Annotated in this window: 18 protein-coding genes; 10 read left to right on the top strand and 8 right to left on the bottom strand. The window is 62.9% G+C overall.

The annotated features are described in order from the left end of the window. Positions 1-4 precede the first annotated feature (4 nt). The 3 genes from PQR32_RS39290 to PQR32_RS39280 all read right to left on the bottom strand — a co-directional run bounded on the left by PQR32_RS39290 (position 5) and on the right by PQR32_RS39280 (position 5,639). Positions 5-1,978, bottom strand: coding sequence for a methyl-accepting chemotaxis protein (locus tag PQR32_RS39290; protein WP_408240415.1), 1,974 nt, complete (start codon positions 1,976-1,978; stop codon positions 5-7). 276 nt (positions 1,979-2,254) lie between these two features. Beyond that, complete coding sequence (locus tag PQR32_RS39285; RefSeq protein ID WP_408240412.1) at positions 2,255-4,861, bottom strand: heavy metal translocating P-type ATPase; 2,607 nt, start codon at positions 4,859-4,861, stop codon at positions 2,255-2,257. Positions 4,862-4,988: 127 nt separating this feature from the next. After that, entirely contained in the window at positions 4,989-5,639 is a 651-nt protein-coding gene (locus PQR32_RS39280; RefSeq protein WP_408240409.1) for an FMN-binding negative transcriptional regulator, read from the bottom strand. A 297-nt stretch (positions 5,640-5,936) separates the two neighbouring features. Between PQR32_RS39280 and PQR32_RS39275 the strand changes: the two genes are divergently transcribed. Next, complete coding sequence (locus tag PQR32_RS39275) at positions 5,937-7,355, top strand: DUF1254 domain-containing protein (protein ID WP_408240406.1); 1,419 nt, start codon at positions 5,937-5,939, stop codon at positions 7,353-7,355. A 228-nt stretch (positions 7,356-7,583) separates the two neighbouring features. After that, positions 7,584-11,339, top strand: coding sequence for a DUF748 domain-containing protein (locus PQR32_RS39270; RefSeq protein ID WP_408240403.1), 3,756 nt, complete (start codon positions 7,584-7,586; stop codon positions 11,337-11,339). Between the two features lie 135 nt (positions 11,340-11,474). Here PQR32_RS39270 and pdxR read toward each other — a convergent pair whose 3' ends face one another. Next, positions 11,475-13,022, bottom strand: a complete 1,548-nt coding sequence (gene pdxR, locus PQR32_RS39265) for a MocR-like pyridoxine biosynthesis transcription factor PdxR (RefSeq protein WP_408240400.1) — start codon at positions 13,020-13,022, stop codon at positions 11,475-11,477. 129 nt (positions 13,023-13,151) lie between these two features. Here pdxR and PQR32_RS39260 point away from each other — a divergent pair, with 129 nt between their 5' ends. The 8 genes from PQR32_RS39260 to PQR32_RS39225 all read left to right on the top strand — a co-directional run bounded on the left by PQR32_RS39260 (position 13,152) and on the right by PQR32_RS39225 (position 21,813). Continuing rightward, positions 13,152-14,255 (top strand): ABC transporter ATP-binding protein, encoded by a 1,104-nt coding sequence (locus PQR32_RS39260; protein ID WP_408240397.1) that lies wholly within the window; start codon positions 13,152-13,154, stop codon positions 14,253-14,255. 108 nt (positions 14,256-14,363) lie between these two features. Then, complete coding sequence (locus PQR32_RS39255; protein WP_408240394.1) at positions 14,364-15,413, top strand: ABC transporter substrate-binding protein; 1,050 nt, start codon at positions 14,364-14,366, stop codon at positions 15,411-15,413. A gap of 128 nt (positions 15,414-15,541) precedes the next feature. After that, a complete protein-coding gene (locus tag PQR32_RS39250) occupies positions 15,542-16,810 on the top strand; it encodes an ABC transporter permease (RefSeq protein WP_408240391.1) in 1,269 nt (422 codons plus the stop codon). Positions 16,811-16,825: 15 nt separating this feature from the next. After that, complete coding sequence (locus tag PQR32_RS39245) at positions 16,826-17,665, top strand: ABC transporter permease (RefSeq protein WP_408205376.1); 840 nt, start codon at positions 16,826-16,828, stop codon at positions 17,663-17,665. A gap of 153 nt (positions 17,666-17,818) precedes the next feature. Beyond that, complete coding sequence (locus tag PQR32_RS39240; RefSeq protein ID WP_408240387.1) at positions 17,819-18,901, top strand: OmpA family protein; 1,083 nt, start codon at positions 17,819-17,821, stop codon at positions 18,899-18,901. 193 nt (positions 18,902-19,094) lie between these two features. Then, on the top strand, positions 19,095-19,730 hold the full coding sequence (locus PQR32_RS39235) for a response regulator (protein ID WP_408240384.1): 636 nt from the start codon (positions 19,095-19,097) through the stop codon (positions 19,728-19,730). A gap of 11 nt (positions 19,731-19,741) precedes the next feature. Then, the gene (locus tag PQR32_RS39230) at positions 19,742-20,758 is read left to right on the top strand and encodes an Hpt domain-containing protein (protein ID WP_408240381.1); all 1,017 of its coding nucleotides are present in this window, start codon (positions 19,742-19,744) and stop codon (positions 20,756-20,758) included. After that, positions 20,755-21,813 carry a hypothetical protein gene (locus PQR32_RS39225; RefSeq protein ID WP_408240378.1) on the top strand — a complete coding sequence of 353 codons (1,059 nt, stop codon included), beginning with the start codon at positions 20,755-20,757 and terminating at the stop codon, positions 21,811-21,813. The genes PQR32_RS39230 and PQR32_RS39225 overlap by 4 nt, the downstream gene beginning before the upstream one ends. A 123-nt stretch (positions 21,814-21,936) precedes the next feature. On the opposite strand, the gene acnA is transcribed toward PQR32_RS39225, so the two are convergent. The 4 genes from acnA to PQR32_RS39205 all read right to left on the bottom strand — a co-directional run. Beyond that, positions 21,937-24,654: an aconitate hydratase AcnA gene (gene acnA, locus PQR32_RS39220; RefSeq protein WP_408240375.1), complete on the bottom strand. Its 2,718-nt coding sequence runs from the start codon at positions 24,652-24,654 to the stop codon at positions 21,937-21,939. A gap of 40 nt (positions 24,655-24,694) precedes the next feature. Next, positions 24,695-26,146, bottom strand: a complete 1,452-nt coding sequence (locus PQR32_RS39215) for a bifunctional 2-methylcitrate dehydratase/aconitate hydratase (RefSeq protein WP_408240372.1) — start codon at positions 26,144-26,146, stop codon at positions 24,695-24,697. A 24-nt stretch (positions 26,147-26,170) separates the two neighbouring features. Next, positions 26,171-26,677, bottom strand: coding sequence for a hypothetical protein (locus PQR32_RS39210; RefSeq protein WP_408240369.1), 507 nt, complete (start codon positions 26,675-26,677; stop codon positions 26,171-26,173). A 103-nt stretch (positions 26,678-26,780) separates the two neighbouring features. Then, positions 26,781-26,980 (bottom strand): citrate/2-methylcitrate synthase (locus PQR32_RS39205; protein ID WP_408240366.1); only part of this gene is annotated, 200 nt, incomplete at its 5' end.

Below are 26,980 nucleotides of genomic sequence, written 5' to 3'. Positions count from 1 at the left end.
CGCCTCAATCGCGCCCGCTTTCCAGTTTGAACACGCTCACCACTTGCGCAAGGCGCGCGGCCTGATCGCGCAACTCGGCCGCCGCGAGTTCCGCCTCGCCGACAATCGTCGCGTTCTGCTGCGTGGCTTCGCCGATCTGCGTGACGGCGAGATTCACCTGCTCGATGCCGCCCGATTGCTCGCGCGAGGCGACGCTGATTTCACCCATGATCGCGCGCACCTGGCCGACCTGCTGAACAATGCCCTGCATCGTCGAGCTGGCTTCTTCGGCGATCTGGAAACCGCTTTGCACAGTCGCCGTGGACGTCGCGATCAGACTCTCGATTTCCTTCACCGAAGCCGCGCTGCGCTGCGCCAGCGCGCGCACTTCCGACGCCACGACCGCGAAGCCCTTGCCGTGCTCGCCGGCTCGCGCCGCTTCCACCGCTGCGTTTAGCGCGAGGATATTCGTCTGGAACGCGATACCTTCGATCACGCTCGTGATCTCGGCGATTTTCTGCGACGAGCGGCTGATCTCGCCCATCGTCGACACCACGCGTTCGACAGCGCGGCCGCCTTCGAGCGCGGCGTCGGCGGCGCGTGTGACGAGCGTGTTGGCTTGCGCGGCGTGGTCGGCGTTCTGCTGCACGGTCGAGGTGATCTCTTCCATGCTGGCCGCCGTTTCCTCGAGGCTGCTCGCCTGCGTGGCGATCCGCGCGGCAATATTGCCGCTGCCGGTGGCGATCTTTTCGGTGCCGTGCGACATATCCGTCGATGCATTGCGCACTTGCGAAACGATGCGCGCGAGACCTTCGCCGATGCCGTCGATCGACTGCATCAGGCGGCCGATTTCATCGGCGCGCGCGTTCGCGCCTTTCGCGACGCGCACGCTCAGATCGCCCGAGGCGAAACGTTCGGATGCCTTGGCGGCTTCGTCGAGCGGGCGGCTCACGAGGCGTCGCACCGCAAACAGGAACACGGCTGCGAACACGCCGACGAGCACCAGGCCGAGCAGCAGGAATTCGTTGCGCGTGGTGATGACGTCGGCCATCACTTCGTCGCGCGGCGCGACGCCGCCTACCAGCCACTGCCATTCCGGCACGGTCACGAACGACACGAACTTGTCGCGTGAGCCGCGTTCGCCGAGTGTCGCATCGGCCGAGCTGTATTCGAGTTGGCCTTCCTTCATGTCGAGCATCTGCTGATACGGCGCGTTCGCGTTGTCGGCGTTCTGGCCGGCGGCGGCCGGATGCACGATCAGCTTGCCGCGATCCGCGCCGCTCGACGCGTTGACGACGAAGTAATAACCGCTGTCGCCGATCTTCAGGTTGCGAATGCCGTCCTGGACCGATTGGATCTCCTTGTCCACGTTCACGCCGACGAACAGCGCGCCGATCACGCGGCCGCTAGCGTCCGTGATCGGCCGGTATTGCGTGATCAAACGTTTGCCGAAGAGCGCGGCGAGTCCCGTGTAAGGCTTGTTCGCGAGGAGCAGCGCGTAGGCCGGCGCCTTGCGGTCGAGCAGTGTGCCGATGGCGCGCGAGCCGTCCTGTTTCTTCAACGAAGTCGTGACTCGCACGAAATCATCGCCACTGCGCGCGAAGATGGTGGCCACCGCGCCGCTGCGTTCGAGAAACAGATCGGGGATGGAAAAGTCCATGTTCAGGACTTTGTCGCCTGCCTTGATGGTCGGCGTGGCGACGCCGCCGATGTCGACCTTCTGGGTCTCGTCGAGCGTATAGCCGGTGGGCAGGAAGCTCGCGAACAGCGACATCGAGCGATCGACCTCGTTCGACAAGGCTTTGTCGAACAGCTTGATCATTGCGGCGATCGAACGGTCTTTATCGGCGATGCGTTCGAGCACCTGATCGCTGATCTGCTTGCCGGCAGTGCGGGTGAGCGCCCACGTGAACGCGGCGAAAATCAACGCCACCAGCACGCACGAAAGTACGGCGAGCCGCGCGCCGACGCTGGCGCGGCGCAAAGAGAGAAATTCCATGGACGTTTGCAGAGTAGAGGAAGACAAGCGGTGCGCGGGTATGCGTAGGCATGCCCGGCATCGATGGCTTGTTTACGGCTGCGGCGTCCGTTTTCTTTAGAATTTGAAAGCACTTCGTAATTGGTCTTGCTGCCAGCGGGGCGTTTTGGTACGTGGTGCGCTCAGTGCGCCGGACTGCGCGGCGCGCCGCGTGAGGCGCGCAGCACCAGCTCGTTGGCGACGATGCCATAAATAGGCCCCGCCGCGTGCAGGGCATTTCTGTCCGCGTTCGCTCGCTTAGCGCCCCGAACGCTCTTGCGCGCCCTGCCAAGTGCGCAGCAGCAGTGCGTTGGTCACCACGCTCACGCTTGAAAACGCCATCGCCGCGCCGGCGAGCATCGGGTTCAGCAAGCCGAAAGCGGCCAACGGAATGCCGATCAGGTTATAGACGAACGCCCAGAACAGGTTCTGCTGGATCTTGCGCCACGTCTTGCGCGAGATGTCGATGGCGTCGGCCACGAGTGCCGGATCGCCGCGCATCAGCGTGATGCCGGCCGCGTGCATGGCGACGTCGGTGCCGGTCGCCATCGCGATGCCGATGTCGGCGGCGGCGAGTGCGGGGGCGTCGTTGATGCCGTCGCCCGCCATCGCCACGATGCCCGCGCTGCGGATTTTTAGGTCGCGGATCACGCGGGCCTTGTCGTCGGGCAGCACTTCCGCGTGGAATTCCTCGATGCCGAGCGCTTTGGCCACGCTCGCCGCGCTGCCGCGATTGTCGCCGGTGACGAGCACGCTCTTGATGCCCATTTGCGCCAGCCGTTCGACGGCGGCGCGTGCCGTCGGTTTGACGGTGTCGCCGAAAGCGATCAGTGCGAGTGCCGTGGATGCTTGCGGATCGCGCTGCATGAGCCACGAAACGGTGTTGCCCGCGGCTTCGAGTTCGTGAGCGCGCGCAGTGAGCGCCGGCGGCAAGTCAATGCCGAGTTCCTTGAGCCAGCGTGTGCTGCCGAGCGCGAGCGTGCGGCCGTCGACGTCCGCTTCGACGCCGCGGCCAGCGATTGCGCGAGCGGCGCTCGCTTGGCGGGCAAGAGTCTGGATGGCTGCGGCCGCGCCGTCGCCGTTGGTCGCCAGCACGTCGCCACCGTTGGTCGCCGGCGCGTCGCCACCGCTCGTCGCCGCCGCTTCATACGCCTTGACCACCGCCCGCGCCAACGGGTGATCGCTATGGCGCTGCACCGCCGCGGCAAGCGCCAGCGCTTCGTCGCGGCTGATGCCGCCGATCGGTTCGAATGCCGTCACCGACGGCTGGCCGAGCGTCAACGTGCCGGTTTTATCGAACGCGACGATCGTCACGCGATGCGCAGTCTCCAGCGCTTCGGCGTCCTTGATCAGCACGCCATGCCGTGCCGCGACGCCGGTGCCGGCCATGATGGCCGCCGGCGTGGCCAGACCGAGCGCGCACGGGCACGCGATCACCAGCACGGCGACCGCGTTCAGAATCGCGGTTTCGCCGCCCGCGCCAGCGATCAGCCAGCCCACCAGCGTGAGCGCGGCAATCGCCAGAATCGCCGGCACGAAGATTTCGCTGACCCGGTCGACGAGGCGCTGGATCGGCGCCTTCTCGGCCTGCGCGCTTTCCACGAGCCGGATGATTCGCGCGAGCGTCGTTTCCGCGCCGATCGCGGTGGTCGTCACGGCAATCGCGCCTTCGCCGTTGATCGAGCCGGCGGTGACCGCGTCCGCCACCTGCTTCGGCACCGGCAGGCTTTCGCCCGTGATCAGCGATTCGTCGATATGCGTGCGGCCTTCGAGCACCGCGCCGTCGACCGGCACGCGTTCGCCGGGACGCACGATCACCACCGTGCCGACGCGCACTTGCGCGAGCGGCACCTCGCGCTCGTCGCCGCCGGCGCGAATGCGCGCCCGGTCGGGACGCAGCGCGTTGAGCGCGCGGATGGCGTCCGTGGTCTGGCGCTTGGCGCGCGCTTCGAGCCACTTGCCGAAGCGCACCAGCGTGATCACGACCGCCGACGCTTCGAAATACAGATGCATCATGTCGCCCGGATGGGTCGCCAGTTCGTAGACGCTGATGCCATACGCCGCCGACGTGCCGAGCGCCACCAGCAAGTCCATGTTGCCCGCGCCGGCCCGCACGGCGCGATAGGCCGCGCGATAGAAGCGTGCGCCGAACACGAACTGCACGATCGAGGCGAGCGCGAGTTGCAGCCACGGCGAGAGCATTGCGTGCAGGCCGAACCATTCGCCGACCATTGGCGCGACGAGCGGCAGCGTCAGCACGGCGGAGGCGAGCACGGCGGCCAGTTCGCGGCGGGTCTGGTCGCGCCTGGCGTTGGCGGGAGTGGCGTGATCGTCGTGATCAGTGGCCGTTGATGTATCCGGCGGCACGATCAACGTCGCTTCGTAGCCCGCTTTCTTGACGGCGGCGATCAGCGCGTCCGGCGCGGCAGTCACGCCATCCAGATTGACGGTTGCGGTTTCGGTCGCCAGGTTCACCGACGCGCCGACCACGCCCGGCACCTTCGCCAGCGCCTTTTCGACGCGCATCGCGCACGAGGCGCAAGTCATCCCGCCGATCGTTAGTTCCGTGGGCTGCTGCGCCACGAGCGGCGCGGCGTCCGTAGCGGCGGACAGCGTGGCGTCATAGCCCGCCTTGCGCACGGCGTTGGCGAGCGTGTCGGGATCGACGCTGACATCGCTTTCGATGCGCGCTCGCTCCGTGGCGAGATTCACCGACGCACGCGTGACGCCCGGCACTTTGGCGAGCGCTTTCTCGACGCGCAGCGCGCACGAGGCGCAAGTCATTCCGCCAATGTCGAGTTCGGCGGTCCGGGCGGAAGGGAGGGCAGCGTCCGCGGGGCGCTGTGGGTTGGCAAGTTCGGTCATGGTAGGCAAGGCTCGTGACGGCATCGGGCCGCATCATGAACCCAGTATTGACCTTCCCATGATGGGAAGGTCAAGGACGAATTGCAGGACGCGCTTCAGGGCGCCGATACCTCGCCGAAACGCCTGCTCAGAAGGCCGGCGGCGCGTCCAGCATGGCCTGGCCGACCGCCTGCTGTTCGTCGCTCGAGCGCGCCAGCAGGGTTTCGGCTGCGCCGCGACGGTCGGCCGCAGCCTTGTTCTGGCCGAGCTTCCATTTGCCGACCAGCCGCGTCACCTCGATCTCGATGCCGACGATCGCGCCGAGCATCTGCGAGATGAAGTCGGCGGGCGCGTCGCCCATCTTCCACGGCGCCGGTTCGCCGGCTTCCATCTTGCGGGTCAGGCGCGCGACCAGGCCGCGCACGAACGACTCGTCGTCGCGCACCACGATCCGGCCGTGGGCGTGCACGACCATATAGTTGTAAGTCGGCACCTGCCGATGCGCCTCATGCTTGCTCGGATACCAGTTCGGCGAGATGTAAGCGGCCGGACCCTGGAAGATCACGAGCGCATCCGGGTTCGCGGCGGCTTCCTGCCACACAGGGTTCGCGCGGGCGACGTGAGCACGCAGGATGCCGTGCGTTTCACCGGCCGCGGACGGGACCTCGAACTCAAATGGCACATGGTTCGCGTCGAGCCCGTTCGGCCCGTTGGTGATCAGCGCGCCGAAAGGCTGCTCGGCGATCAGGCGATGGAGAACCTCTGGGCGGTTCTCTTCGAAATGGGCGGGCATGTACATGAAGCGCTCCGGATACGAGGGGGCGAAAGAGCAGCGATGAAAGGTCGCCCAAGGCGTGGGGCGCCAGGGCGGATGTCACAAAAAACGTCAACCGTACCGCAAAAGGACGGTCTGCGCGCGCGAACCCGCGCTATTCCTGCCTTTGCGCTTGCCTGGTGAACAAGGATACGATACAACCCGATGTTGTCGGCATCGCGAACCGCGGACTGTCTGCGTTGGGCTTTGGGAGGCCGCGCAAGCAGGGTTCGTTGCACGCCGGCGTCTCCCTTAGGACCGCACGTTCCGCCACCTGAACGAATGATAAAAAATCGCCGCGAATTGTTTTCGATTCACTGGACCTGCGCATCGTTCGCAGGCCTCGCATTTCTGGCCGGTTGCGCTTCGACGCCCACCGCGACACAAAAATCCACCGGCTGGATCAAGGATGAAGTCGCCGACTCGTACGTATTCGGCTACCCGCTCGTGCTGATGGGCGTCGCGCGCGACGCGGCGGTCGGCACCGATCCGGGCCAGGCGCCGCTCAATACGCTGCGCCACGCGCAGGCATTGCCGCCGATCGGCGCATCCAATCCGATGCAGCCGAGTCTCGATACGTTCGATTCGACCGGCTGGCTGGACGTCGGCAGCGAACCGGTGATCGTTTCACTGCCCGATTCGCACGGCCGCTATGTCGACGCCCGCGTGCTCGACATGTGGACCAACGTGGTGTGGTCGACGAGTTCGCAGTTCACCACGCGCGCGGCCGGCATCAAGGCGCAGGCGATCGCCTTTGTTGGTCCGGGCTGGCAAGGGGATTTGCCCAAAGGCGTGACGCGCGTCGACGTGCCGACCCGCAACGCATGGGTGAGCGTGCGTATCCAGTCGAACGGCACGCGTGATCTGACGGCGGTCCGTAAGCTGCAGCGCGCGATTCGCGTCGCGCCGCTGAGCGTGTACGCGGGCGACGCCCGCACCGCCTCGATCACACCGCCGCGCAGCAATGCCGCCGACGCCGCCGCGGGCGCTTCCGGCACGCCGGCCGCGCAAGTCGCCGCGCTCGACGCGAACGGCTTCTTCACGCGACTCGCGCAGGCTCTGCCTGACAATCCGCCGACGCCGGCCGATCCGCACGCGCTCAAATTCCTCTCGGACCTCGGTGTGACGCCCGGCGAGCCAGTCAAGCTGCCGAACGCGCCGGACGCCATCGCGGCCGGTCTCGCCGACGGTCATGAGCGCGTCGTCACGCCGCCGTCCAATCTGCTGAACGGTAACGGCTGGAGCTGGTTCGGCGACGGCGTGGGCAACTACGGCCCCGACTACGCGATGCGCGCCTATGCCGCTTACGCGCAACCCGGCATCGGCACGAAAGACGACGAAGTTCGCGCGGTCGCCACCCAGGACAGCGATGGTCATGTGCTCAACGGCGCAAACCGTTACGTGATCCACTTCGCGCCGAATCAGCTGCCGCCGGTGCGCGGCTTCTGGTCGATCACCGCCTACACGAAGGACGGCGCGCTCGGTGAAAGCGCGCCGGCGCGCCTGGCGGTCGGCGACCGCAATGGCGCCCGCCGCAATCGCGACGGCTCGCTCGACGTGACGGTGTCGTCCGCTCGCAGCAAGAGCGGCAACTGGCTGCCGGCGCCGCGTGCCGATCTGCAACTCGTGCTGCGTCTGTACGCACCCAAGCCGCAAGCCACTGATGGCAGTTGGCAACCACCGGCCGTCGTGCGTCAGTGATACCTGCGTGTCCGTGACGTGACGGCCGCGCTCCGGTGACGAGCGGTTAACGCATCAAGCAACGCATGTCCGCTGCATCAACCCGGCGGACATGCGACGCTATCGCACGGGGTAATGTGTAAGCCACGCCTTACATTTATATCCCACGAAAGATTCACGACTTATACTGCCGCTTGCGGGATTTTCGTTTTCGCGGCGGGCTTGCCGCCGCACTACCCAAGACCGAGCATGGCAAGCCTCAATAAAGCATCATTAGCCTCGTCCATGCAGACCGTGCGCGATGTCGCGCAGTCACGCCGCACCCGGCGTGTCATTACCGGTCTGCTGATCTTCGTTGTATTGTTCGGTCTGCTGGGCTTCTTCGCGGCGCCGCCGCTGATTCGCCACATTGCCGAGCAACAGCTCAGCAAACAACTCGACCGCCCTGCAACAATCGGCCGTATTGCGCTCAATCCGTACACGCTCAAGCTCGAAGCCGATCGTGTGCATATCGGCGAGCGCGGCGGCGCGGGCGACTTCGTGGATATCTCACGGCTCATCGTGCAGCCGTCGTGGAGTTCGCTGTTTCGCGCGGCACCGATCATCGACGAAGTGCAGCTCGATTCGCCGCGCTTTCACATTGTTCGCTACGATGCGCAGCGTTTCAATTTTACGGATCTGATCGAGAAATTCGCGAAGCAGCCGGCCAAGCCCGATAGCAAGCCAACGCTGTTCTCCGTCTCGAACATTCGCCTCGAAAACGGCCAGATCACGTTCGACGACAAACTGCTCGGCGCGACGCATGTGATCGATCAATGGAAGCTCGGCATTCCGTTCATCGCCACGCTGCCGTCGAAAACCGATATCTTCGTCGAGCCTTTGCTGCGCGCTCGGATCGACGGCAGTCCGCTTGCCATCGACGGCAAGACCAAGCCGTTTGCCGCGTCGCGCGAGTCGGAAGTGTCGTTGCGCTTCGACGGGCTCGACGTGCCACGTCTCATGTCCTACGTGCCGACCAAACTGCCGGTGATCGTGCAGTCCGGCAAACTGTCCACCGATCTCAAGCTCAACTTCGTGGTCTCCAACGACGCGCCTTCGTTGCGCGTGGCGGGCACCGTCGATATGAACGACGTGGACGTGCAGGATCAGAGCAAGGCGCCGTTCTTCGCGGCGCGCGCGGTGCATGTGGCCGCCGCCACGCTCGAGCCGTTGAAGAGCCTCTATCACTTCGACGAGATCCGCGTCGACGCGCCCACCGCCAATCTTGCGCGCGACAAAGATGGCGTGGTGAGCGTCGAGAAAATGTTCGCGCCGGCGCCCGCGTCGGCATCTGAAGCGGCTGCGGCGCAACCGGCCGCGAGCGCGCCGCTTGCGGCATCCGGCTCGAACGCCACGGAAAAGACGGCGCCGCCGCTGGATCTGTCGATCAAACGCTTCGTGCTCAATGACGGCACCGTGAATGTTCACGACAACGCGGCTTCGCGGCCCGTCGACGTCGGCCTGCAAAAACTGGCCGTGACGCTGACCGATTTTTCCACGCTCGCCAGCGCGCCCGCGCACTACACGCTGAACACCGATTTCAAGGACGCGGGCGGCTCGCTGGGCGTGGCCGGTGCGTTCGGCCTCGTCGCGAAGACGGCGAGCGCGAAGGTCGACGTGAAGTCGTTGAAGCTGCCTCTGCTGCAACCGTATATCGACACCGCGACCGTGGCGCAAATCACGGACGGCGCGCTGACCGCCACCGTCAATGTCGGCGCGAACTGGTCGAAGTCGCCGGTAGCGGTGATGGTCACGAATTCGCAACTGGACCTGCAATCGCTGAAGGTCGCGACGCGCGACAGCAAGGACCCGCTGATCTCGCTCGCGCAAGGTAGCGTGAAGCTCAAGCAGGTGGATGTGGCGGCGCGCAACGCCGAGATCGCCAGCGTCGATACGACCGGCCTCGCGGTCGACGCGCAGCGTCTGAAAGACGGCAGCATCAACCTCGCCGCGCTTGCCGGTCAGCACGAAGCCGCGCCGCAGCGCACCGCGATTCACGCGGTCAAGAAGGCGCAGGCGGAAGGGCCCGCATGGCACTACAAGATCGGCGAGCTGACCCTGAAGGACGCGACCGCCAATTTCACGGACAACACCACGCCGCAGCCGGTGAAACTGAACGTCACGCCGCTGCAACTGAAGGTGCAGAACATTAGCGACGACCTGAGCCGCCCGCTGCCGGTCGATCTGCAGGCGACGCTGAACAAGAAGGGCACGCTCGGCGTCAAGGGCGACGTCACGGCGACGCCGCTCAAGGTGGCCGTCAAGGTGAATGCCAACCGGCTCGACGCGGCGGCCTTCGAACCGTACTTCGGCAACAAGCTGAATGCGGTGATCGCGAGCGCGCTGCTCAATGCGAACGGCGACCTCGCGTTGAATCAGGCGAAGTCGCTGAAAGCGAGTTATCACGGCGACATGGCGCTCGTCGAAGTCCGCATGCTCGATAAGGCGACTTCTGACCCGTTCGCGGGATGGGGCTCGCTCGCATTGTCCAACCTGAAAGCCGATTACGACGAGCATGGCACGGTGGTCGACGCGGGCCGCGTGACGTTCACCAAGTTCTATGGACGCGTGCTGCTCGACGCGCAGGGCAAGCTGAACCTGAAGGACGTCGTCGCGCATGAAAGCGGCGCCGCGCAATCGCTGACGCGCGACAAGAGCGGCGCTGAACCCGTGCCGTTGACGCCGCAACCGGCATCGACGGTCGCCGCGGCGCCTGCGCCGGCTTCGTCGTCGGCGCCGCCCGCTACGGTCACCGCTGCTACTCCGCCGCAAAGCCCGGTCAAACTGCACTTCGGTCAACTGGTGCTGCAACAGGGCCGCGTGACGTACACGGACAATTTCATCAAGCCGAATTTCACGGCGAACCTGGTCAACATTCAGGGCACGGTCGGCGCGTTTGGCACGCAATCGACGACGGCCGCTCCGGTCGACATCGCCGCGAAACTGGCCGCCAATGGTCCGCTGTCGATTCGCGGCACGGTCAATCCGCTGATTGCGAAGCCAGCGCTCGATCTGACGGCGGTCGCGCACGATATCGAACTGACCAATCTCACGCCGTATTCGTCGAAATATGCCGGCTATCCGATCACCAAGGGCAAGCTGAACGTCGATCTGCACTACAAGCTGGCGAACGATCAGCTGGACGCGAATAACCACATCTTCATCGATCAGCTCACGTTCGGCGATCACGTCGACAACGATACGGCGACCAAACTGCCCGTGCGTCTCGCGATCTCGCTGCTGAAGAACTCGCGCGGCGAAATCGACGTGAACTTGCCGGTGTCGGGCTCGTTGTCGAATCCCGAGTTCAGTATTGGCGGCCTGATCTGGCATGCCGTGCTCAATCTGCTGCAGAAGGCGGTGACGGCGCCGTTCTCTCTGATCGCCAACGCATTCGGCGGCAAGGGCGAGGAGTTGGGCTATGTCGAGTTCGAACCCGGCTCGGCGAAAGTCACGGACGCCGACACCCAGAAACTCGACACGATCGTGAAGGCGCTGAGCGACAAGCCGTCGATCCGCATGGACCTGATTGGCCGCGTCGATCCGGCTGTCGACGAACCCGCGTTGCGCACCGGCTATGTGGACCGCCTCGTCAAGCAGCAGAAGATCAAGGACGTGGTGGGCAACGGCGAGAGCGTCGATCTGTCGACCGTCACCGTCGACCCGAAGGACTACGACAAGTATCTGAGCAAGGCCTACAAGTCGGCAGACTTCAAGAAGCCGCGCAATTTTGTCGGCTTGACCAAGAGCTTGCCGGACGACGACATGAAGAGCGCGCTCGCCGCCAACGCCCCGATCGACGACGCCAGCCTGCGCCAGCTCGCACAACAGCGGGCGCAGAGCGTGCAGCAATACCTGGACGGCAAGATCGACAGCAGTCGCGTGTTTATCGTCGCACCGAAGCTGAATGCCGACGGCATCGAGGACAAAGGCGCGACGACGCGGGTCGACTTCGGCTTGAAGTGAGCGTGTTCAAGCCTGGCGCTTCGCGCGTCAGGCAAGACCCGGCGTTTTTTTGAGCGTGCGCCGTTGAACATCGAACATCGAATATTGAACGTTGAACGCACCGCCGCCGGCGGCCAGGCTCGCGGCGGTGTGCGCTCAAGCGGCGCGCGTCGGCGCCTTCAACGCGGTTTGCTCGATCACGCGCGCGAGCGTGTCGAAGGCGGGACCGATCTTGTCATTCGGCACGCACGCATAACCGAGCAGCAGTCCGCGCCGCGCGGGCGTATCGCTGCTGTAGTAGCTCGCGAGCGGGCGCACGATTACGCCGGCGTCGTAAGCGGCGGCCGTCACCGCGCGATCGTTCGCGTGATCCGGCAGGCCGAGCACCAGATGCAGGCCCGCCTCGTCACCCATCACCGGCAGTTCGTTGCCGAAGCGCGCGGTGATCGCATCGATCAGAATCTGCCGCCGTTCGCCGTATAGCGCGCGCATGCGCCGAACGTGCGACGTGAGATGGCCGTCCATGATGAAGTCGGTCATCACCGCCTGCTGCATCAACTGACCTTCGCGATACAACTCGGCCACGCCCGTGCGAAATGTGTCCACCAGATGCTCCGGCGCGATCATGTAGCCGATCCGCAAGCCGGGGAATAGCATCTTCCCCAGGCTGCCGACGTAGATCACCTGGCCGGCGTCGTCGAGTCCTTGCAGCGACGCGAGCGGACGGCTGCCGTAGCGGAACTCGCTGTCGTAGTCGTCCTCGATGATCCACACGTTGTGCTGGCGCGCATATTCGAGCAGCGTGCGGCGGCGCGCGAGGCTCATCACCATGCCGAGCGGATACTGATGCGACGGTGTGACGAGCGCGAGCCGCGGCGGCTGTTGCAGATCCTGTTCGCGCGGATTCAGGCCTTCGTCATCCACCGGTACCGGCACAAGGGTAATCCCCGATGACTGCAGCACGCTGCGTGCGCCCCAATAGCACGGTTCTTCCACCCACGCGCGGTCGCCGACATCGGTCAACAGGCGCACCGCCAGGTCGATCGATTGATGTATACCCGTGGTGATGATGATCTGATCCGGCGTGCAATTCACCGAGCGCGCCACGCGCAGGTAGTCCGATAACGCCCGCCGCAACGGCCGGTAGCCGCCGCCGGGCGCGTAGGTGAGCAGATCGGGATTGGCTTCCTTCCACAAGCGCGCCTGCAGGCGGCTCCACGTGCGCGCCGGAAATTCCGCGACGTCGGGCACGCCCGGCATGAACGCACCCCACTGTTTGGCGGAAACGCCGGCTTTGTCGATCAGGCGCCGTCCGCGGGTCGACAGATCGCTGAGGTCGCGTTTCGGCGGCTTGGGGGTTTCCCTGGCCGTGGTGTCTTCTTTGTCGACGCTCGCCACTGCCGGCTTCCTGCGCATATTCACGGCGGCCGTGTCCGGCCGCGTGTCAGCGACATAGGTGCCGCTGCCGGTGGTCGAGATCACATAGCCTTCGGCGGTCAATTGGTCGTAGACGTGCAGCACCGTGTTGCGCGCGATGCCGAGGTCTTCGGCGAGCGAGCGCGAGCTGGGCAGCTTGGTGCCCGGCGGCAGCTGGCCGGTCAGGATCGCCTGCTGCATGAGCCGCAACGTCTGTCGGTAGACCGGTTCGGCGGCCGTGCGGTCGAGCCGCGCGGCAAGCCAATCCGACAAAATCACGGTGTCCAAGTGGTTCTATCCGGAATAATGAAATGGTTCCATATTGTAGAACCGTAACGGTCTATAGTGAGCCACGCAATTGCTGCAATCCCGCTGCTTTGCAGGGGAGCCAGCCGGACCGCAGAGGAGACTTGGACGATGAAAACCGATGACGTGATCGTCAGCTTTCGAGGTGTGCGCAAGACCTACGACGGCGAAACGCTGGTCGTCAAACAGCTCGATCTGGATATCTATCAGGGCGAATTTCTGACGCTGCTCGGGCCGTCCGGTTCGGGCAAGACCACCTGTCTGATGATGCTGGCGGGCTTCGAATTCCCCACCGGTGGCGAGATCTGGCTGGATGGCACGCTGCTCAATACCGTGCCGCCGCATAAGCGAAACATCGGCATGGTGTTTCAGAACTACGCGCTGTTCCCGCATCTGACGGTCGAGCAGAACGTCGCGTATCCGCTCACCGTGCGCAAGATTTCGGCGGAAGAGCGCGCCCATCGCACGAACAACGCGCTCAAGATGGTGCGCATGGAGAGCTTCGCGAAGCGCTATCCGGCGCAGCTTTCCGGTGGCCAGCAGCAGCGTATCGCGCTCGCCCGCGCGCTGGTGTTCGAGCCGAAGCTCGTGCTGATGGATGAGCCGCTCGGCGCGCTGGATAAACAGTTGCGCGAACACATGCAGTACGAACTTAAATCACTGCACGAGAAACTCGGCGTCACGTTCGTGTACGTCACGCACGATCAGGGCGAGGCGCTGACCATGTCCGACCGCGTCGCCGTGTTCGATAAAGGCATCGTGCAGCAACTCGATACGGTGGATCGTCTGTACGAATCGCCATGCAATGAGTTCGTGGCGAACTTCATCGGCGACAGCAACAAGCTGCGCGGCACGATCGCGAATGTCGACGGCGAGTATTGCGAATTTCATTTGATCGACGGTACGCGCCTCACCGGCCGCAATATTGGCGGCGCGCGCGCGGGCACGCCGGCGGTCGCGTGCATCCGGCCCGAGCGCATGAAGCTTGCCAACGGTGACGGCCTGTCGCGGCCGGGCGCCAATGCGCTCGCCGGTGAAGCGCGCGGGCTGATCTATTTCGGCGACCACGTACGCATGCGTTGTGGTCTGCCGCAACAGGACGAGTGCTTCGTGAAGGTGCCGCTCGGCACCGGCGTGCTCGACACCTTCGCGCCCGGCGCACCGGTCGCACTCGAATTCGCACCCGAGCATCTGCGGGTTTTTGCAGGGGCGTGAACGCGTCGAACGCGCAAGGTGTTCGACGTAGGCAGGTCAGGAAAAGCAGCACATAACAAAGTCGCACTGAACGTATTGAAGCACACCACCAAAGGAGAGCAACACACCATGAGCAAGATCGGGAAATCGCGCTGCGCCATCGCTGTCGGTGCTGTGGCGCTCGCGCTGGGCGCCGCGCAAGTCAATGCGGCCGAATTGACGGTCGTCAATTTCGGCGGCGCGAATGGCGACGCGCAGAAGGTTGCATTCAACCAGCCGTTCGAAAAAGAAACCAGCAACAAGGTCACCGCCGTCGAATACAACGGCGAGCAGGCCAAAGTGAAGGCGATGGTCGAAGCCAAGCATGTGAACTGGGATGTGGTGGAAGTGGAATCGGGCGATATCGGCCGTGGTTGTGATGAAGGGCTATACGAGAAACTCGACTGGTCGAAGATCGGCAAGAAGTCGGATCTGATTCCCGAAGCGCCGCAAACCTGCGGCGTGGGCTTCTTCGTGTGGTCGACGGCGCTCGCGTACAACGCCGACAAGCTGAAAACGGCGCCGGCCGGCTGGGCCGATTTCTGGGACGTCAAGAAATTCCCGGGCAAGCGCGCGATGCGCAAAGGCGCGCGCTACAACCTCGAATTCGCGTTGATGGCCGACGGCGTGCCGCCGAAGGACGTCTACAAGGTTCTCGCCACCAAGGAAGGCCAGGACCGCGCGTTCAAGAAGCTCGACGAACTGAAGCCGAACATCCAGTGGTGGGAAGCGGGCGCGCAGCCGCCGCAATTCCTCGTCGCGGGCGACGTGGTGATGTCCACCGCGTACAACGGCCGGATCGATGCCGCGCAGAAGGAAGGCAAGAACCTCAAGGTGGTGTGGAACGGCAGCATCTACGACCTCGACTACTGGGCGATTCCGAAGGGCACGCCGAACAAGGCGCTGGCCGAGAAGTACATCGCCTATTCGATTGCGTCGAAGCCGCAACAGGACTACGCGCACAACATCGCGTACGGCCCGGTGAATGTGGCGGCGATCAAAGCGCTTGATCCGAAGACGCTTGCGAATCTGCCGAACTCGCCGGCTAATGGGAAGAATGCGGTGCTGCAGAATCTGGCGTTCTGGACCGATCATGGCGATGAACTGGAGCAGCGGTTTTCGTCGTGGGCTTCGAAGTAGTTAGTGTTGTGTGAGACGGCGTGGCGGGTTGAGTGAGGCCGCGCCTTCGAGATGTGAAATGACGCGCGCGCATCCGGTCCGGATGTGCGCGCGGTTCCAAGGTAAAGCGGGAGACAGGTGTGCCTACAATGACGATCGCTGCCGATTCGACGCCTGAATCAAGTGGCCGACTCAAGCGCGAGCTGAAGGCCGCGGAAGCCAGAAAGCGGGCCATGGCCCTGCTGCTGATCGCGCCGCTCGCGATTTTTCTGCTGCTGATTTTTGTCGTGCCGATCGGCGCGCTGCTCACGCGCGCCGCGCAAAATCCCGAAGTCGTCAACGCGCTGCCGCATACGCTGGCGTCATTGAGCGCGTGGGATCGCAAGACGCCGCCGCCGGATACCGCGTATGCCGCGCTGGCTGTCGACCTCGCCGCGATCGCCGACAGCGACGGCATGGGCGCACTCGCGCGACGCCTGAACGTGGAGATTCCGGGCTACCGTTCACTGGTCGCCAAGTCAGCGCGCGCCATGCCGTTCGTCGACGACAACAGCAAGCCCTTGCAACTGACGCCCGCCCAGATTCACGCGAAGTTCGTCGAGTTGGACGAACGCTGGAACGACGTCGCGTACTGGCAAGCCATTGCGAAAAATTCCGGCGCGTATTCGCCGTTCTATCTGCTGGCTTCGCTGGACCATAAACAGGACGCGTTTGGCCACATCATCCCGACCGACCCTGATCAACAGATCTATCTCGCCGTGTTCAGCCGCACCTTTGTGATCGGCGCGGCGGTCACGTTCTTCGCGCTGCTGCTTGGCTATCCGCTTGCATACTGGATTTCGACGCTGTCCGACCGTCGCGCGAATCTGGTGATGATTCTCGTGCTGATTCCGTTCTGGACCTCGATCCTCGTGCGCGTTGCCGCATGGATCGTGATTCTGCAAAGCGAAGGGCTGGTGAACAAGGCGCTGGTCGGCAGCGGGCTGTTGCACGATCCGCTGTCACTGCTGTTCAACCGCACCGGCGTCTATATTTCGATGACGCACATTCTGCTGCCGTTCATGATCCTGCCGCTCTATAGCGTGATGAAGTCGATTCCACCGACCTATCAGCGCGCGGCGATTTCGCTCGGCAGCCATCCGTTCGCCGCGTTCTGGCGTGTGTATGTACCGCAGACCTATCCGGGCATCGGCGCGGGTGCGTTGCTGGTGTTCATTCTGGCAATCGGCTACTACATCACGCCGGCCTTGCTCGGCGGACCGAACGATCAGATGGTCAGCTACTACGTCGCGTACTTCACCAACGTGACGATCAACTGGGGCATGGCGTGCGCGCTCGGCGGCCTGCTGCTTGCCGCGACGCTCGTGCTGTACGTCATTTACGGGCGCTTCACGCGTTCGTCACTGAGCCTCGGCTGAACGGAGTCTATTGCGATGAAACTTGCCAAGCCTTTGTTCGCGCCGCATACGTCATGGGTCGAGCGCGTGTGGTATTTCGCGCTGCGCGGTCTCGCCGTGCTCACGCTGCTGTATCTCATCTTGCCGGTGCTGGCGATCGTGCCGCTGTCGTTTTCGTCGAGCACGTTTCTGGTGTATCCGATTCCGGGTTGGTCGTTGCGCTGGTATCAGAATCTGATCGCGTCCGATGAATGGCGCATGGCCGCCAAGAACAGCTTTATCGTGGCGCCCTCGGCGACCGTTGTCGCAACCGTGCTCGGCACGTTGGCGGCAATCGGACTGACCAAGGCTAACTTCCGCGGCAAAGGGCTGCTCATGGCGATCCTGATCTCGCCGATGATCGTGCCGGTGGTGGTGGTCGGCGTCGGCATGTACCTGTTCTTTGCGCCGCTTGGGTTGGCCAATACCTACATCGGCCTGATTCTCGCGCATGCGTCGCTCGGCGTGCCCTTTGTCGTGACGACGGTGGCGGCGACGTTGCAGGGTTTCAACTACAACCTGGTGCGGGCGAGTTTGTCGCTAGGCGCGAATCCGGTGAAGACGTTTTTCCGCATCACGTTGCCGGTGATCGCGCCGGGCGTGATTTCGGGTGCGCTGTTTGCATTTGCAACTTCATTTGATGAAGTCGTCGTGACGCTGTTCCTGGCGGGCGCGGATCAGACTACGTTGCCCCGACAGATGTTTACCGGCATCCGCGAAAATATCAGCCCGACCATCGCCGCGCTGGCGACAATTCTGATTGTTTTTTCCACCAGTCTGTTGCTGGCGCTCGAATGGCTGCGTGGGCGAAATGCAGCGCGGGCGGTCAAGGTTTGAGGATCTACGCAAGCAGATGACAGCATTTATCTGAAACGCATCACTATGAACAAATCTCTGACGTTAATCTAAGATTGCTCCCATTCCCTGCGCATCAGCGTCTCTTCATACTCGTAGCCCTCTATAAGAAGATGCGCTTGACGCGGGGAATCAATGAAACACCAGCTAACGGTGCTTGTATGCGCGCTCGCCTTGACAGCTTGCGCGGACCACGCCGCGCGTGACCGGCTCGGCATCGAAGACTCCACATTGCTGCAAACCGGTTTCGGCGCGACGCAGGACGTAACCGCGGGCGCAGTCAATTCGCAATGGATCAGCGCCTACGCGCCGGTGGCAAGCAGTAGCACGGCGCTGGCATTGCTGCAGACGCGGCTCGACCATCTGCCGGGCGATAAAAACGGCTATTTTCACGCCAAGGCACAATGCTGGATCAATGCCGCTCAACAGGCGCGGCAAGCTAGCGACCACTGGGGCTTCGTCGAAGAAGCGATCGGCCAGGCGGCCATGATCACGATGAGCCTGGAGAACGGCACACCGCTATCCGCCGTCAATCCCGCGCTACGCACCGTGTCCACGGTGCGCCCCGATCTGTGGAAGATCGTCAATACCATCAAGTCGGATCCCGTTGTTGCGCAATGTCCGCAGGCGCAGCCGCCGCTTGCCTGTGCCGAAGTCGAGCTGATGCAGGCGGGGCATGACGCATGGCGACGCAGTTTCTCCGACGCCGAGAAACGCTTGCCTGAGGTGCAGGATAACTTGCGCCAGTCGGCGGAAACAGCGCTGCAATGCAGGCAGGCGATGCAAACACCGACGGCCGCTCCGGTGCCGGCTACTTCTGCTTCTACTGCCAAGGCGCCGCGAAAGATCATGCTAAAGGCCGATTCTCTTTTCCGATTCAACGGTGGCGACGAGGCCGCGATACTGCCCGCCGGCAAGCGTCAGTTGGATGACGTGGCAATCGGTCTGAAGAAGGTTCCAGTCATGCAGGAACTGAAGATCACCGGCTACGCTGACCGCCTCGGCGACAAATCATACAACCTTGGTCTGTCCACGCAACGCGCGCGCACGGTCGAGCGATATCTGCGAGCGCACGGTGTGAGCCTGCCGATGACCGCACGGGGCAGGGGCAGTGCGAATCCGCTAGTCGGTTGCCGGCAAACGAAACGCGATCAGTTGACGCGGTGCCTCGCGCCGAACCGCCGCGTCGAGATCGAACTTGTGGCGGCGGCCTCCTAGTGGACTGCTGCATCGAAAGCGATCTTTGAAGCCGGCGACCGGCAGTGGGGCGCGGAAGATCGGTCGTTTTGGATAGTCCGTGTCGTATCCCTGGTCGCCACGATTAGTTGTGCCGCACACATCGACGAGTATTGAAACTCGACGCGGGTAAAAGTCGATATCGCGAGGCGCGTGTTCAGGAGAATTAAGAAATATGTCACCTATTCTGATTATCGATGATCATCCGGCATTCCGTATGGTCATCAAAATGCAGCTCATGCAATTGCTTGGCGTTGAAGATGTAATCGAGGCCGATAACGGTCAGTCCGCTGTGGAATTGGCACGGGTGCACACCCCTGAGCTCGCCATACTGGATCTCGATATTCCGCGCATCAGTGGGCTCGACGTGATTCCCCGTCTCAAGCTCGTTCATCCGCCTATCCGTGTGATGGTGTTGTCGGGCCACGACCCGGCCACGTTCGCGCCGCGTGCGATGCGCTCGGGCGTCCACGGTTTCGTCGGCAAGTCGCAGGAAATGAAGGAGATCATGCGCGGTGTCGAGGCGGTGCTTGCCGGCTACACCGTGTTTCCCGTGACGGCCAGTGGCGGCGGCATGGCGCTCGCTGCCGGAGCGGGAGGAGAAGAGGCAAGGATCGGGCTGCTGTCGGACAAAGAGCTTGTGATTCTGCAGATGCTCTCGAAAGGCATGTCGAATAAGGCGATTGGGGATGCTTTGTTTATAAGCGACAAAACCGTCAGCACATACAAGGGCCGTATTCAGGAGAAACTCGGTCTTTCGTCGTTGGCAGGACTCATCGAGTTCGCGACTTTGCACCGTTTGGTCGAATAAGTTTGCGGGCTATGAATATTATGACCTTGCCTCGTTCTTCTGTGCGCACATGGAGTCAAACGCTTAACGATTTGCTGGATACCTCGCCATTGGAATCTCGCGCGTTCGTCCTCGAAGAGAGCGTGACGAACCTGCGCGAGCTTATCAATGGTGTTGTCGCTCTGCTCGTCCCGTTTGCATCTCGTCGCGATTTGCGCCTACGCGCGAGCGTTGGTCAAACGGTGCCCGAAACGATTCGCGCCGATAGTGCCCGGTTAGGCCAGGTCATTTTCCATTTGCTCAATCGAACGATCCAACTCAGCGCGGAGGGAGAGATTTCGCTCGTCGTGTGGGCGCAGCGGTTGAATCCGGGTTCGCAACGTATTTTTATCAGCGTAGTCGATGCCGGTGAAAAAATGGCCCCGGCCGCGCGATCGCAGCTTTGCGGTCCAGTCACAGGTAATCCACAGGTGGCCGAGCGGCTCGGCGACGCCGACGCGTGTTTGCCACTCTGCCGAATACTGGCGCAGCGCATGCGCGGCGAGCTCTCCATCGTGAGCGGCTCGGAGACGGGCCCTTGCGCAATTTTCAACGCGCCGTTCGCTGTCGAACAACGGGAGCCATCTGCGCAAACCGCTAGCGGCAACGCACAGACGCGTCTTTTCTCCAACGCCGCGCAGCCACGGAACACCTGCGCCAGCGCCTCCTTTGAGCCATTTGAAAGCCGTTATCTGGACGCATTGTCCGAAGAGGGAGTCGATCTTCACGCGTTTTTCAACAACTGGCGTCAGGCAATGAATGACGACCTCGCGCGGCTCAACGCCTTGCTTCGTGACGGCGACTTCGATCATTTCCATAGTGTGCTGCACCGGTTGAGCGGAGCAGTGGGTCTCGTCGGCGCGCGCAGTCTGATGGAGGCGTTGCGGCGCGCAAGTACGTCGCCGCTGGCGCACAACACCGGATCAATTGGCACGCTGACGGCGCGCGCGAGGACTCTCGTCACGCAACTTGAAGCAACGTTGCGCGCATACCGGAGCACCTCACAATGAACCGACCGCTGGCCTTGATTGAAGGCGATCTGGCGCTTCCGATTCCGCGGCCGTTCGATGCCTTGCCGCCGCCCTTCGGCTCGCGGCGACGGCTGGCGCCAGTCGCGGTACAACGCGAACCGCAACCCGCGCCACTCACCGCTGCGCAACGGGCAATCCAGGATGCGGTGCGACGCCCGGCGTCACCGGCACGTCGTGGGCCGTTTCCGCCGGGGGCAAAGTTTCTCTTCTTCTACAAGTTGCCGCAGCAACGCGACCAATCGCATCGGTTTGAAGAGCAGTTAGCCGAAGCCAGGTACTACCTCGAAATGGGCCGGGTGCGGCCGAGTTCGACCCGTTCGGATCATGTCCTCGGAGCGGCGATCTTCGCGGGCTGCAGCATCGCGCTGGCCTGGCTGCTGGCCACCTGTACGATGCACGCCGACAAGGCGACGACCACGGCCACGGCGGTAATGCGGCCGGTTGCGTCGATAGATGGCAGTGCGATGGCAATTAATCCACAAGAGCGAGCCAAGCCGGTGCAGCCGCCGGTCGAAATCGCCAGGACGATTGCTCGGAGAGCACCTTTGGTCGCTAGTTCGCCACCGAAGGCGACGGCTCCCGGCGCTCTTACGTCAGCCAACGCGGCACCGAGCACAGCTCCTGCCAATACACCAAAGACACAGCACGTCGAACACCTCGTGCCGCATCCGACCGCACGCGTGTCCACACGTCAGGTCGCACCGAGCGAGCCCGCAACGGCCCATCGCCAGGTCCCAATCACACGCCTCGGCAAGCCGCAAATCGACGAACGGCTCACGCTGAGTCGCGCGGCGAATCCAGCCACGCAGCCGTCCGCGTCGAAGCAACCCGAATGGACCGCACGCTCCTCGTCCGCAAATGACACAGCCGAGCGCGCGGCATTGCTCGACTGGGCCGTGCAGCAGCGGCGCGCGAATATCACGACGCGCGCCAGCATACCGGTGCCGGGTGATATCGACTGGAACGCCCGCTTGACTCAGCGTCGCATCACCGACAACCCCGACGCGTTCCAGACCGACCGCGCCCAAAAGTAGCGTTAAAAAACGCAGCCCAAAAAAAAGCCCGACCACTGGTCGGGCTTCAAAGTCAGCTGCGTCCTCCACAGGACGCAGCCCCTGCAAAACAGCTCGCAGCTACTGCACAGGTAAGCGAATGCGTTAAGCAGCCAGCAGCGAACGCAGCACGAACGGCAGAATCCCACCGTGCTTGTAGTAATCGACTTCGATCGGCGTGTCGATACGCAGCAGCACCGGCACGCGCTTTTCCTTGCCGTCCTTGCCGCGAATCACCAGCGTCACTTCCTGCTGCGGCTTGAAGTCAGCGCCCAGGCCTTCGATGTCGTACGTTTCTTCGCCGGTGATGCCGAGCGATTGCACGCTATCCGAGCCCTTGAACTGCAGCGGCAGAACGCCCATGCCGACCAGGTTCGAGCGGTGAATCCGCTCGAAGCTGCGTGCGACCACAGCTTTCACGCCCAGCAGTTGCGTACCCTTCGCAGCCCAGTCACGCGACGAGCCCGTGCCGTACTCTTCGCCCGCGAACACGACGGTCGGCGTACCGGCGTCGATGTACTTCATCGCCGCGTCGTAGATCGACATATTTTCGCCGCTCGGCTGGTGAATCGTCAGGCCGCCTTCCACGCGCGAGCCATCTGCCTTCGTCGGGATCATCAGGTTCTTGATCCGGACGTTGGCGAACGTGCCGCGCATCATCACGTCGTGGTTGCCGCGGCGCGAGCCGTAGCTGTTGAAGTCGGCCTTCTGCACGCCGTTTTCCTTCAGCCACTTGCCTGCCGGCGAATCTTCCTTGATCGAGCCAGCCGGGCTGATGTGGTCGGTCGTGACCGAGTCACCGAAGATGCCCAGCGCGCGCGCGTTGGTCACCGCCGCGATGCTGTCGGCCGGCGTCATCGAGAAGTCCTTGCCGAAGAACGGCGGCTCAGCGATGTAGGTCGATTTCGGCCAGTCGTAGACTTGACCTTCTTCGCCCTCGATCTTGCTCCACAGGTCGCCCTTCTTGGTCAGCGCCGAGTAGTTCTTGCGGAACGCGTCGGCGTCCAGCGCGAACTTGAGCAGGTCGTTGACTTCTTCGCTGGTCGGCCAGATGTCGCCCAGGTAGATGTCCTTGCCGCCCTTGCCCTTGCCGACCGGTTCGGTCATCAGGTCGCGCGTGATGTTGCCGGCGATCGCGTAAGCGACGACCAGCGGCGGCGAGGCCAGGAAGTTGGCGCGGATGTTCGGGTGAATACGCGCTTCGAAGTTACGGTTGCCGGACAGAACCGCTGCCGCGACGATGTCGTTCTTCGTGATCGCTTCGTTCAGTTCCGGCGTCAGATCGCCCGCGTTGCCGATACAGGTCGTGCAACCGTAAGCGGCCAGCGTGAAGCCGAGCTTGTCGAGGTACTTCATCAAGTCGGTCTTCGTCAGGTATTCCGTGACGATACGCGATCCCGGTGCCAGCGACGTCTTGATGTGCGGAGCGACCGTCAGGCCGGCTTCGACAGCCTTCTTCGCCAGCAGGCCGGCGGCCAGCAGCACGCTCGGGTTCGAGGTGTTCGTGCACGACGTGATCGCGGCGATCAGGATGTCGCCGTTCTTTACGTCGACGCCGTTGCTCGTCGTGTATTGCGCTTCGAGATCGTCCGCCTTCTTCGCGAAGCCATTTTCCGCCACCGGCTTCGAGAACAGGTCGCTGAAGGTCGACTTCACGTTGCCGATTTCGATACGGTCTTGCGGGCGCTTCGGACCTGCCAGCGACGGCGTAACCGTGCCGAGATCCAGCGTGACGACCTTGGTGTAGTCGATCTGGCCAGCCTTCGGAATACCGAACAGACCTTGCGCCTTGAAGTAGTTTTCGAAGGCGGAGATTTCTGCGTCGGTGCGGCCCGTGCCCTTGAAGTAGTCGATGGTTTTTTCGTCGACCGGGAAGAAGCCCATCGTTGCGCCATATTCCGGCGCCATGTTGCCGATCGTCGCACGATCCGGCAGCGACAGCGACTTCGTGCCTTCGCCGAAGAACTCGACGAACTTGCCGACAACCTTTTCCTTGCGCAGCAGTTCGGTCACGGTCAGGACCAGGTCGGTCGCCGTCAGGCCTTCGCGCAGCTTGCCCTTCAGTTCGACGCCGACCACGTCCGGCGTCAGGAAGTACACCGGCTGGCCGAGCATGCCGGCTTCCGCTTCGATACCACCCACGCCCCAGCCCACCACGCCGATACCGTTGATCATGGTGGTGTGGCTGTCGGTGCCGACCAGCGAATCCGGGTAGTACACCGTGTCCGCGCCTTCAGCCTTCTTGTGCACGCCGCGTGCGAGATATTCCAGGTTCACCTGGTGAACGATGCCGACGCCCGGCGGCACGACCTTGAACGTGTCGAATGCCTGCATGCCCCACTTCATGAACTGGTAGCGCTCGTTGTTGCGCTGGAATTCCAGTTTCATGTTCAGATCGAGCGCGTTCTTTTCGCGGAAGTGATCGATCTGCACCGAGTGATCGACGACCAGATCGACCGGGACCAGCGGTTCGATCGACTTCGGATCCTTGCCCATGTGTTTCGCGACACCGCGCATTGCCGCGATATCGGCGAGCAGCGGCACGCCGGTAAAGTCTTGCAGCACGACGCGCGACACGACGAACGGGATTTCGTCGACGCGCGAAGCAGTCGGCTTCCAGTTGGCAAGTTGCTCGATGTGTTCTTCGGCGATTTTCTTGCCGTCGTAGTTACGCAGCACCGATTCCAGCACGATTCGGATCGAAACCGGCAGGCGGTCGATCTTGATGTTCAGTGCCTTGCCGAGTTGCGGCAGGGAGTAGAACTTGCCTTTGCCGGAACCGCTGTCGAATTCCTTGAGCGTTTTGTGGAGGTTGTGGGCCATGGTGTTTTCCTTGGTTTGATCGCGGAACTACAGTACTTAACTAGATGACGTACAGATCGACGTATTCATTGACCGGCATGGCTTCGAGCCTTGCCTGATCCAGCGACACGTCGAGAATCGCCAGTTGTTGCTTGACCGGAAAGCGGCGCGCGAGGTTGGTCTTGAACTTCTCGACCAGCAACGGAATCCCGTCTTCGCGACGACGCTTATGACCGATCGGGTATTCGACTACGACTTCGTCGAATGTCGAGCCGTCGTTGAATTCGATCGTCAGTGCATTGGCGATCGAACGCTTCTCCGGATCGTGGTAATCCTTCGTGAACTGCGCGTCTTCGACACATTCCATCTTCGCGCGCAGCACATCGATGCGCGCGTCCTGCGCGATCGAATCTTCATAGTCCGCAGCCGTCAGCCGGCCGTGGATCAGCGGCACGGCGATCATGTACTGAATGCAATGATCGCGGTCGGCCGGATTATTCAGCGGTCCTTTTTTATCGATGATGCGAATCGCGGCTTCGTGCGTGCGGATCGTGATCTTGCAGACGTCTTCAACGCGCTTTCCCGCCGCGGCGAGTTGCTCATGCAACTTCATGGCCGCTTCCACTGCCGTTTGCGCGTGGAATTCTGCCGGAAAAGAAATCTTGAAGAGCACGTTTTCCATCACGTACGAACCGTACGGACGCTGGAACTGGAACGCGTTGCCCTTGAACAGCACGTCGTAAAAGCCCCACGTCTTCGCCGTCAACACCGATGGATAGCCCATCTCGCCGGTCTTCGCGATCAGCGCGAGACGCACGGCGCGTGAGGTCGCATCGCCCGCGGCCCACGACTTGCGCGAGCCGGTATTCGGCGCGTGGCGATACGTGCGCAGCGCATGCCCATCGACAAACGCCTGCGACACCGCGTTGATCAGTTCGTCGCGCGTGAGGCCGATCAGCTGGCCGACCACCGCGGTCGACGCCAGCTTCACCAGCAATACATGATCGAGCCCGACCTTGTTGAAGGAGTTTTCGAGCGCGATACAGCCTTGAATTTCGTGCGCCTTGATCATGGCGATCAACACGTCTTTCATCGCCAGCGGCGCTTTGCCCGCTGCGATGGCGCTGCGCGAGAGCCAGTCGGCCGTCGCCAGAATTCCGCCGAGGTTATCCGACGGATGCCCCCATTCGGCGGCAAGCCAGGTGTCGTTGAAGTCGAGCCAGCGAATCATGGCGCCGATGTTGAAGGCCGCCTGAACCGGGTCCAACTGGAACGATGTGCCGGGCACCTTCGCGCCGTTGGGGACGATCGTGCCCGGCACGATCGGTCCCATCAGCTTGGTGCAGGCCGGGTAGGTGAGCGCCTCGAGTCCGCAACCGAGCGTATCGATCAGGCAATGACGCGCGGTTTCCAGCGCGAGCGTGCTGTCGATCTGATAATCCAGAACGTAGTCGACGATATCGGCCAGGACTGGGTCCGGGTCGGGTCGCACGTTGGAAATCGGAGCGGACATCGGGGAGCGTTCCTGATGACGATATTAGTTGCTGGTCTTGTCGATCGCGTTCGATTGCGTCGGAGCCGGTGCGCCTTGCTGCATCGCCGCCGTCTTGCACTCGTCGGCCAGGCGCGAGCTGTCCTTATCCGAGAACAACATCGCCTTCGTCGGGATCACGACCAGGTCCATACCCGTTGCGGCGTCGTGGAAGCGATCTGCGCCCGTGGTAGTCGCTTCGCGCGGCAGATTGTAATTTTTGTTAGCCCAGTGAACCGTGACGATCTGGTCACGCTTCATGTCGCCCTTCAGTTCGAAAGCCAGGCCTTCGTTGCACGACCACTTTTCCGCGCCTTCCGGCACCGGATCGACCTTCGCTTCCTTGGCCGGGTTCGCCTTCCGCTTGATCAGGCGCTTCGGCTGCGGCTTTTTCGGCGCAGCCTTAGCAGCCGGCGTCGTGGTGGTCGCCGTTTGCGCGGCGGCGTCAGTCGCGACGGACAGCATCGTCGTGGACAGGGCGCCAATCACGGCGGCGATCATCAGCTTTTTCATGGAGAAAACCTTTCTATCTAGTTTCAGTTAAACATTCCGCGGGCTACCGGTCCTGGCGACCGCGTGGTTGAACTGCACGCGCTTTGAAAGCGCACAGCGACCGCTATTTTCTCCTATTTAGCGGCAGGTACTTCAAATTCTCAGGTCCGGTGTAGTTCGCGCTCGGACGGATGATCTTGTTGTCGACGCGCTGCTCGATGATGTGCGCGCTCCAGCCGGCCGTGCGCGAGATCACGAAGAGCGGCGTGAACATCGCCGTGGGCACGCCCATCATGTGATACGAGACGGCGCTGAACCAGTCGA

The sequence above is a fragment of the Paraburkholderia dipogonis genome (assembly GCF_046027395.1).
Classification (GTDB): Bacteria; Pseudomonadota; Gammaproteobacteria; order Burkholderiales; family Burkholderiaceae; genus Paraburkholderia; species Paraburkholderia dipogonis_A.
The sequence above is the reverse complement of the archived record's forward strand: the minus strand, read 5'-3'. Positions and strand labels throughout refer to the sequence as shown.

Excerpts from the sequence above, each read along its gene's own strand:
- PQR32_RS39290 (WP_408240415.1), bottom strand. The coding sequence starts at position 1,978 with ATGGAATTTCTCTCTTTGCGCCGCGCCAGCGTCGGCGCGCGGCTCGCC.
- PQR32_RS39285 (WP_408240412.1), bottom strand. The coding sequence starts at position 4,861 with ATGACCGAACTTGCCAACCCACAGCGCCCCGCGGACGCTGCCCTCCCT.
- PQR32_RS39280 (WP_408240409.1), bottom strand. The coding sequence starts at position 5,639 with ATGTACATGCCCGCCCATTTCGAAGAGAACCGCCCAGAGGTTCTCCAT.
- PQR32_RS39275 (WP_408240406.1), top strand. The coding sequence starts at position 5,937 with ATGATAAAAAATCGCCGCGAATTGTTTTCGATTCACTGGACCTGCGCA.
- PQR32_RS39270 (WP_408240403.1), top strand. The coding sequence starts at position 7,584 with ATGGCAAGCCTCAATAAAGCATCATTAGCCTCGTCCATGCAGACCGTG.
- PQR32_RS39260 (WP_408240397.1), top strand. The coding sequence starts at position 13,152 with ATGAAAACCGATGACGTGATCGTCAGCTTTCGAGGTGTGCGCAAGACC.
- PQR32_RS39255 (WP_408240394.1), top strand. The coding sequence starts at position 14,364 with ATGAGCAAGATCGGGAAATCGCGCTGCGCCATCGCTGTCGGTGCTGTG.
- PQR32_RS39250 (WP_408240391.1), top strand. The coding sequence starts at position 15,542 with ATGACGATCGCTGCCGATTCGACGCCTGAATCAAGTGGCCGACTCAAG.
- PQR32_RS39245 (WP_408205376.1), top strand. The coding sequence starts at position 16,826 with ATGAAACTTGCCAAGCCTTTGTTCGCGCCGCATACGTCATGGGTCGAG.
- PQR32_RS39240 (WP_408240387.1), top strand. The coding sequence starts at position 17,819 with ATGAAACACCAGCTAACGGTGCTTGTATGCGCGCTCGCCTTGACAGCT.
- PQR32_RS39235 (WP_408240384.1), top strand. The coding sequence starts at position 19,095 with ATGTCACCTATTCTGATTATCGATGATCATCCGGCATTCCGTATGGTC.
- PQR32_RS39230 (WP_408240381.1), top strand. The coding sequence starts at position 19,742 with ATGAATATTATGACCTTGCCTCGTTCTTCTGTGCGCACATGGAGTCAA.
- PQR32_RS39225 (WP_408240378.1), top strand. The coding sequence starts at position 20,755 with ATGAACCGACCGCTGGCCTTGATTGAAGGCGATCTGGCGCTTCCGATT.
- acnA (WP_408240375.1), bottom strand. The coding sequence starts at position 24,654 with ATGGCCCACAACCTCCACAAAACGCTCAAGGAATTCGACAGCGGTTCC.
- PQR32_RS39215 (WP_408240372.1), bottom strand. The coding sequence starts at position 26,146 with ATGTCCGCTCCGATTTCCAACGTGCGACCCGACCCGGACCCAGTCCTG.
- PQR32_RS39210 (WP_408240369.1), bottom strand. The coding sequence starts at position 26,677 with ATGAAAAAGCTGATGATCGCCGCCGTGATTGGCGCCCTGTCCACGACG.